This is a genomic window from Staphylococcus croceilyticus (assembly GCF_002902575.1).
Classification (GTDB): Bacteria; Bacillota; Bacilli; order Staphylococcales; family Staphylococcaceae; genus Staphylococcus; species Staphylococcus croceilyticus.
The window spans coordinates 1-213 of record NZ_PPRD01000109.1; the positions used below are offsets into that span (position 1 = coordinate 1).

Below are 213 nucleotides of genomic sequence, written 5' to 3' on the forward strand. Positions count from 1 at the left end.
GCACGTCAGACAGTGAGTCAACATCAACGAGTGAAAGTGACTCAGAGTCAGCAAGCGCAAGCACATCAGACAGTGAGTCAGCATCAACGAGTGAAAGTGACTCAGAATCAGTAAGTACAAGCACATCAGATAGTGATTCAGCATCAACAAGTGAGAGTGGTTCAGAGTCAGTAAGTACAAGCGACTCAGAAAGCACATCAGGATCAGAAAGTG

1 protein-coding gene is annotated in these 213 nt (G+C 45.5%); it reads left to right on the top strand.

Going from position 1 to position 213, the window contains the following annotated elements; all coding sequences use genetic code 11:
* Window positions 1-213, top strand: a 213-nt coding sequence (locus CD128_RS11925; RefSeq protein ID WP_231917315.1) for a hypothetical protein, incomplete at both ends; no start/stop codon positions are given.